The 7,185-nt window shown below is 64.2% G+C and carries 6 protein-coding genes and 1 pseudogene; 3 read left to right on the forward strand and 4 right to left on the reverse strand.

The annotated features are described in order from the left end of the window. The 3 genes from ACLFQI_RS10160 to ACLFQI_RS10170 all read right to left on the reverse strand — a co-directional run. Positions 1-1,065, reverse strand: a 1,065-nt coding sequence (locus ACLFQI_RS10160) for a sensor histidine kinase (protein ID WP_410759029.1), incomplete at its 3' end; no start/stop codon positions are given. Positions 1,066-1,111: 46 nt separating this feature from the next. Continuing rightward, complete coding sequence (locus ACLFQI_RS10165) at positions 1,112-3,277, reverse strand: EAL domain-containing protein (RefSeq protein WP_410759031.1); 2,166 nt, start codon at positions 3,275-3,277, stop codon at positions 1,112-1,114. A gap of 85 nt (positions 3,278-3,362) precedes the next feature. Beyond that, the gene (locus ACLFQI_RS10170; RefSeq protein ID WP_410759032.1) at positions 3,363-4,517 is read right to left on the reverse strand and encodes an FIST signal transduction protein; all 1,155 of its coding nucleotides are present in this window, start codon (positions 4,515-4,517) and stop codon (positions 3,363-3,365) included. Positions 4,518-4,653: 136 nt separating this feature from the next. On the opposite strand from ACLFQI_RS10170, the gene ACLFQI_RS10175 reads away from it, so the two are divergent. From ACLFQI_RS10175 to ACLFQI_RS10185, 3 genes are read left to right on the forward strand one after another with little or no spacing between them, the layout of a single operon-like run. Next, positions 4,654-4,848 (forward strand): hypothetical protein, encoded by a 195-nt coding sequence (locus ACLFQI_RS10175; protein WP_410759034.1) that lies wholly within the window; start codon positions 4,654-4,656, stop codon positions 4,846-4,848. Beyond that, complete coding sequence (locus ACLFQI_RS10180; RefSeq protein WP_410759036.1) at positions 4,845-6,128, forward strand: alpha-amylase family glycosyl hydrolase; 1,284 nt, start codon at positions 4,845-4,847, stop codon at positions 6,126-6,128. The genes ACLFQI_RS10175 and ACLFQI_RS10180 overlap by 4 nt, the downstream gene beginning before the upstream one ends. A gap of 39 nt (positions 6,129-6,167) precedes the next feature. After that, the gene (locus ACLFQI_RS10185; protein ID WP_410759037.1) at positions 6,168-6,893 is read left to right on the forward strand and encodes an aminodeoxychorismate lyase; all 726 of its coding nucleotides are present in this window, start codon (positions 6,168-6,170) and stop codon (positions 6,891-6,893) included. 34 nt (positions 6,894-6,927) lie between these two features. Here the strand turns inward: ACLFQI_RS10185 and ACLFQI_RS10190 are convergent. After that, positions 6,928-7,185 (reverse strand): annotated as a pseudogene (locus tag ACLFQI_RS10190) (hypothetical protein); the annotation flags it as partial.

The raw sequence follows: 7,185 nt of genomic DNA on the forward strand, positions 1-7,185 counted from the left end.
GGCTGGCTGGGCGGCCGGCTGGGCGGCTGGCTGGGACACGGGCGGTGCCTGGGAAGGCGTGACGGTGAGCGTGACGCTACCCTGATCGGTGAATTTCAACGCATTTCCGATCAGGTTCGACATCACCTGGCGTAACCGGGTTGGATCGATCTCGACCCAGCGCGGCAGCGTCGGCTCGACGTCATAGAGCAGATTGAGCCGTTTGCACAACGCATGCGGTACCTGGCTCTTGATCAGCTCGCCGATGAACTCGAACAGATCCGTCGGCTCCGGTTTCAGCTTGAATTTCTTCGCCTCGATCTTGGAGAGGTCCAGGATCAGATTGATGATTTCCAGCAGATGCTGCGCCGACAATCGCGCCTGGCGCAGATAATCGCGCTGCTGCGGCTGCAGTTCGGTCTCCAGTGTGATGTCCAACATGCCCATGACGCCATTCATCGGCGTGCGGATCTCATGGCTCATGTTGGCGAGGAACTGACTCTTGGCGATATTCGCCGCTTGCGCCGCCTCGATCTGCTGTTTCAGTTGCGCATCGTGCAGGCACGCGAGCGCCGAATAGGCCAACTTGTCCATCAGCACATTCAGCGACAGCAGCAGGCTGCGGGAAATGCTCGGGCCAATCCGTTTCAGGATCAGCACGCCGATCTTCGGGAGATGAAAGGCGTAATAGGTCGAGTTGCTGAACTCGCTCGCTTGCGGCATGGCGCCGCCCCCGGCGGCCGCTTGCCAAACCTTGAGCTCGGTTTGGTTTTCCGGTAAATCCAAGCCGGTCAGGAAATCCCGCAGTTCGGCCGATTTGCGGACCGTCTTCGGCACCACATAGAGATCGTTCCAGGTCAGGGCTTGATCCGCCTGCGCTTGCGCCGGTTCTTTTGCTCGCCCATGTGTGGGGGGCTCGTCGGCGTTGGATGTGTATTGCAGGACGACAGCGGCCTGGCAGTTCAACTGGCGCATGATGGTGCCCACGGACTGCTTGAGCATGCCGTGCAGATCCAGGCTGTGACCGATCGCTAGCGAGATCTCATAGAGGATCTCGATCTCGTGCCGATGCTCCGCGTCGCTCATGGCTGGTGCCCTGTGTCGCTCATGGCCGAGACTCGGTCGGCTTCGCTCATGGCGACTCATGCGCCCATGCGCCCTCACGCACCCGTGGATCATCCGGGTTGGCATCGCTCTCGGCGGCCCGGATGAACTCGATCAGTGGTTCGGGCGGCAACGGAGGCGCGAGCAGAAAGCCTTGGATCACATCGATATTCAGGGCGTCGAGATAATCGCGCTGGGACTTGGTCTCAATGCCCTCGGCGATGGTGGTCAGGCCGAGATGAAAGCTCAGGGTGCTGAGCGCGGTGACGATCGCACGATTGCGTTTGCCATGGGTGATCTCTTTGACAAAGGCGCGATCGATCTTCAAGACATCGAGCGGGAATTGCAGCAGATAGGCCATGGACGAATAGCCGGTACCGAAATCGTCGATGGCGATGCGAAAACCGCATTGCTTGAACTTGCGCAGATTGAGCAGGGTTTGCTCCGGCGCCTGCATCGCCGTGCTCTCGGTGATCTCGAGTTCGAGATGCGCGGGCGGCAACCGGTAGTCCTCGACCAGCGCAGACAAACGATGGACGAGCTGCGGGTTCTCGACTTGGGCCGCAGCAAGGTTGACCGACATGCGCAGGCTCACCCCCTGTCGCAACCATTCGGCAGCCTGGCGAATCGCCTCCTCCAGAATCCAATCGCCGACCTCATGGATGAGCCCGGCTTCCTCCAGGATCGGGATGAAGTCCGCCGGCGACACGATCCCACGCTCGGCGTGATTCCAGCGCAACAGCGCTTCGACGCCCTCGATGCGACGATCGGCCAGCCGCTGCTGCGGCTGGTAGACGAGAAAGAACTCCTGTTTTTCGAGCGCGCCGCGCAGGTCGCTCTCGAGAATCACGCGCCCTTCCTCGCGCGCCGCGCGAATCTCGGAGAACTGGATCAGCTGACGGCTTGGATCGCGGTTGGTCTCGCGCTCGGCGGCTTGCGCGGCCTGAATCAGGGTGGCCGCGTCCTGACCATCGTCGGGATGGATGGCCAGACCCATGCTGCAATCGATGTAGACCTCGCGCCCCTTGATCGGCACGGACAGCGTGAGATCGGTTTGGAGTTGCGTTTGTAGGTCCGCGAGCGTGCTGTCCTGCAACGGAATGGCGAGACCGAAACTGTCCGATTCGAGCCGACACAGGAGGCTATTGGGTGGCAGGAGCTGACGCAGCCGATTGCCCAGGGTGATGACGACCTCATCGCCGTGTGCGGGACCAAAGGCGTCGTTGATGCGATGCAGGCGGTCGATGTCGACGACCACGATCGCGGTGCGTGCCGCCCCTGCCCCTACCCCTGCTTCGGTCGCGGTTTCGGTCACGGTTTCGGTCGCGGTCTCCGCGCCCTGGTCGGGCTCGAGCCGATCGGTGAGCAAGCGTGAAAACAGCCGATGATTGGGCAGGTTGGTCAGCTCATCGTGCTCGACCAGATAGAGCGTCTGATCCTCGAACGCGCGCAGCGCGGTGACATCCTGAAAGGCACCGACGATGACGCCATCCTCGACACCGGGGCTGCTTTGCAATTTGATGATGCCGGCGTTGCCGATGCACGTCAGCTGGATCTCCAGATCCAGCCCCGCCGCTCGCGTCATGGCCTGCTCGAAGGCCCCTTGCAGGCGTTGGCGCTGATCCGCCGGCGCCTCCTCGATGAGCGCTGCGACCGTGCTTGGCATGTCCGCGGAGCGTCCGAGCAAGGCCGCCGCATCCTGCGACCAATGCAGCGCCCCGGTCTCGATCTCAAGCCGCCAAAAGCCGAGCTTTGCCAGTTGGCAGGCGCTTTGCTGTTCCAGATGGATGCGGCGCAGGCGCTGTTCGCGCTCGGCATTGGCGAGCGCATAGCGGACTCGCTGCGTCAGAATCGGCAGATTGATCGGCTTGGTAATAAAATCGTTGGCACCGGCATGAAAGGCCTTGGTCACCGAGTCGTTGTCGTCGGAGCCAGTCACCATGACCAGGGGAATCGTCTCGCCGCCGTCGCGCTGGCGAATGGCGGCAACGGTCTCGAAGCCATCCATCTCTGGCATGCTGACGTCGATCAGCATCAGATCGGGCTTGGCGCTGTCGAACTGCTCCAGGGCTTCGAGGCCATGACTGGCCTCGCTGACCCGATAACCGGCCCGCATCAAGCCATGCTGTATCAGCAGCCGGATACCGGGGTCGTCGTCGACGAGGAGGATGTTGGCGGGGGCAGTCTCTTGCATGGGTCTGTACCGCAGAGGGCGCCCAGACGCGGCATCGGGTTCGACGCGATCCGGGACGGAAGCAGAAGGAGGTGTCGGCCCGTGCCTAGCCGATCGCCTCGTCGAAGAGGATGCCGAACACCGAGGTCTTATTGTAAAACTCCAGGAAGGCATCGCCGGTATTGGCGATCTCGCCGAGGGTGAAGGCGCCATTCACCGGCCGATCGTGACCGACCGCGCGCAGTTCATCGGCGATGCGCTCGCCGAGGAAGAGCACGCGCGAGATGCAATCGATGAACAGGTAGCTCGCCGACGCCGCTTGTGCCGGTCCCGCAAGTTCCGCAGAGGCCGGCATCGTCAGTTCGCGCGCCTTGCGCGCGGCGGCGATGAGGGTGTCCGGAGTGCCGTTGAGCAGCTTCACGAAGGCCCCCTCGGGCACTTCGCCGACGCACACCAGATGGTTGCCGTCGACCACCATGAGGGGGTCGCGCACGACGATCTCGGTGTCGAGCTTGGTCATGCCGAAGGGGTAGGATTTGGCGAGCGCGAAGAACGCCTCCGCGCGCATTTCCTGACCGCTGTGTGCCTCCACCATGCGCTTGTAGACGGCGAACGCCGGCTCCCAATCCAACGTCATGACGACATTGCCGCGCGCACCGGTGACCTTCAGCGGCTCGCTGATCGGCTCCCAGCCGTGCGTCACCCCGATGCGGCTGCGCAGCGGCAGGCGCGCCAGCACCGCGACATCGGCCAGCAGCCCGGCATTGGTCAGGATGCAGGGGCGTTGCTGGAAACTCAGCGAGCCGGCACCGCCGCCGATGAAATTGTTCTCCAGGCCAAAGTTGGCGTACAGACCGTCGACCAGCGCGCTGATCCGACTCGACAAGCCATCGACGAAGACCACCATCGTGGTCGCCCCCGCCGGCTCTTGCCAATGCTCGGTCGCGACCTCGACCCGCTCGTCGAAGTCCGCGTCCGCCTCGCTCAGACCCCGCACGCAAGCGATCTCGGGCGCGGCGCCGAGCGCGAGCAGCAAGGTGCCGCGTTCATGGTTCTGGTTTTGGTAGGTGATCTGCGGGAAAATCCCCCCGAACAGCGGGATTTCGCAGCCCCGCAAGATGGGATCGAGCCGTTCCGGTTGCCAGCCGTTGGCGTCGCAGGCGAGTACCATCAGGCCACCGATGGTGCCCTCCGCACTGAGCGCATGGAGCGCGGCGAGCAGGCCGTCGGGGGTACCGCCAGGGTCGAAGTGCGCGCGCATGTCAATGGCCTCTCGTCAGAACGCCAACAAGATTGTCGTCAAGGGCGTCCAGTCTATCAGCTTGGGAAGCCTTGTTGGACGTGAGCGGCTATACTCTACGGCGTTCAAAAACCAGCGATCTCCATGGCCATCCCTTATGAAAAGACTCTTCCATGTGCTGTCTCTGATGTGCCTGTCGATCAGCCTGGGCGCCTGTGCCTGGGCCGGCCAGAAGACCGGCAAGGCCGTCAACGCCGTCGAGAAAGGCGCCGCCGAATTCGAGCAGGGCTATCAACAGGAACGCGCGCCAAAGCCCTCGCAGCAGTCGCCTGAGCAGCAAACCGCCGAATGAAGCTCTATAACCTGTTTCCGCCCTTGGTCGGCCCGTTCGAGCGTTGGACGCCCCACCTGGAGCGGGCCGCCGCGATGGGCTTCGATTGGATCTTCGTCAACCCGATCCAGCGGCTCGGTCGCTCCGGCAGCCTGTACTCGATCGCCGACTATTTCGCGCTCAACGCCGCCCTGCTCGCGCCCGACTCGCGCCTAGGGCCCGACGCCCAGGTCCAGGCCATGGCGGAGACCGCCGGCGAGCAGGGGCTGGCGTTGATGATCGATCTGGTCATCAACCACTGTGCCGAGGACAGCCCGCTTCTGCGCGAGCATCCGGAGTGGTTCCTGCGCCACAACAACCGCGTCGCCCACCCCTTTTGCGTCGAGGCCAACGGCAACAAGGTGGTGTGGCGCGACCTCGCCCAGTTCGACCATCGGCGCGCCTTGCAACAGGCCGATGACCCGGATGGGCTGCTCGCCTATTTCGTGCGCCTGGTCGAGCATCTGATCGAGCTTGGCTTTCGCGGGTTTCGCTGCGATGCCGCCTATCAGCTGCCGGCTGCGCTCTGGGAGCAGCTGATCGCACGCATTCGCGCGCGCCACCCCGATGCGGTCTTCGTCGCCGAGACCCTCGGTTGCGATCCCGAGCAGACGCGCGCGACCGCCGAGGCCGGCTTCGATGCCATCTTCAACAGCGCCAAATGGTGGGACTTCAACGGCGACTGGCTGCTCGATCAATACGAACTCACGCGCCAGATCGCGCCCTCGATCGGCTTTCCCGAGAGCCATGACACGCCGCGCATGTTCGAGGAGTTCCACCAGAATGCCGATGCGCTGCGCCAGCGCTACCTGTTCACCGCGCTGTTCGCGAGCGGCGTGATGATGCCGATCGGCTTCGAGTTCGGCTTCCGCCGCCGCCTCGACGTGGTCGAGACGACCCCGGACGATTGGGAGACGCCGAATCTCGATCTCAGCGACTTCATCGCCCAGGTCAACGCGATCAAGGACAGCGTGCCGGTGCTTGCGGGCGAAGGCCGCATCGAGCGCCTCGATCACCCAGATCCGGCGATCCTGGTGCTGCGCAAGCACGCGGTCGAGGGCCCGGGGCAGGCGCTGCTGGTGATCAACAAAGACCCCTGGGCGCGCCAGCGCTTCTTCGTCGATGACCTGCGTCACCTGATCCAATCGCCGGGACCGATTCGCGATCTGTCGCCGGACTGGCCGATGGCCGAACTGCCCGCGCCGTTCGAGTTCTGGCTCGGGCCGGGCATGGCGCGGGTGCTGGTGTCGTCGGATGCCTGAACCCGTAATCCCGCATTGCTCCGCCGCCGCCTCATCCGTATGCCAACCGACCAGGTGACCTTCAGCTTCTTCCGTTACTCGCTCGGCTACAGCCCGGCCGCCTTCCTGTTCATGGGCTTTCGTCGTCTGTTCATCGGCGATGACGTGCCCGCTGGCGAATTCCGGCTGATGGGCTGCGGCGGCGACGATGGCTTCTCGATCCTGCCCGACCTGCGCACCTATTGCCTGATGAGCGCACTGCCCGATGCGGCCACTGACCGGCGCCTGCGGCAAAGTCGTTTCTATCGCCGCATCGCCGAGCCCAGTCAGGCGCAGTTGCATATCCTCTTGCGACCGATCTCGGGCCACGGCACCTGGGATGGGCGCGAGCCCTTCGCCTACAGCGGCGAGCGCGCCGCTGACGGACCGCTCGCGGTGCTCACCCACGCGCGCGTGCACGATCATCGGCTGCGCGCGTTCTGGCGCTCGGTGCCGCGGATTCGCCAGCATCTGCGTGACGCCCCGGGTTGCCTGTTCCACATCGGCTTCGGTGAGGGGCCGCTGCGCACCCTGGCCACCTTCAGCCTCTGGCAAGATGTCGAGCGGATGCGCGCCTTCGCCTACCAGCAAAGCCCGCACCACCGCACCCTGCGCGCGGCACGGCAGGAGCATTGGCTGTCGGAATCGATCTTCGTGCGCTTTCGGGTGCTGAGTATCAGCGGCGATCTCGGCGCCTGGCCGCTACGCTCAGAGCCGCTGGTCGCGGCGCAAGGCCGCTCGTGTTGATCGGCCGCGGATGATTGGCCCGGCGGTCATCGGGTCAGGACCTCTCCTCGCCGTGCGTTCGACTCCGGCCGCCGATCGGGGTGATCGAGGTTGACTGGCCGTTGCCAGTCATCTCCTCGTTCAAGGCGCCTCCCGTAATCACCGAACGCAGGGCTTGCTCGGCGCCAACCGCAAGCGGGCGCACGCGGCTGCGCTCAAGATACAGGGTATAGCCACCGATCTGATAGCTCATCGGCAGATACACGGCGACCAGATCCGGCTGCTCGGCACGCGTTGCCGAGTCCGTCGCCGC

Source organism: Halochromatium sp. (genome assembly GCF_046541315.1).
In the GTDB taxonomy this organism is placed as follows: domain Bacteria; phylum Pseudomonadota; class Gammaproteobacteria; order Chromatiales; family Chromatiaceae; genus Lamprobacter.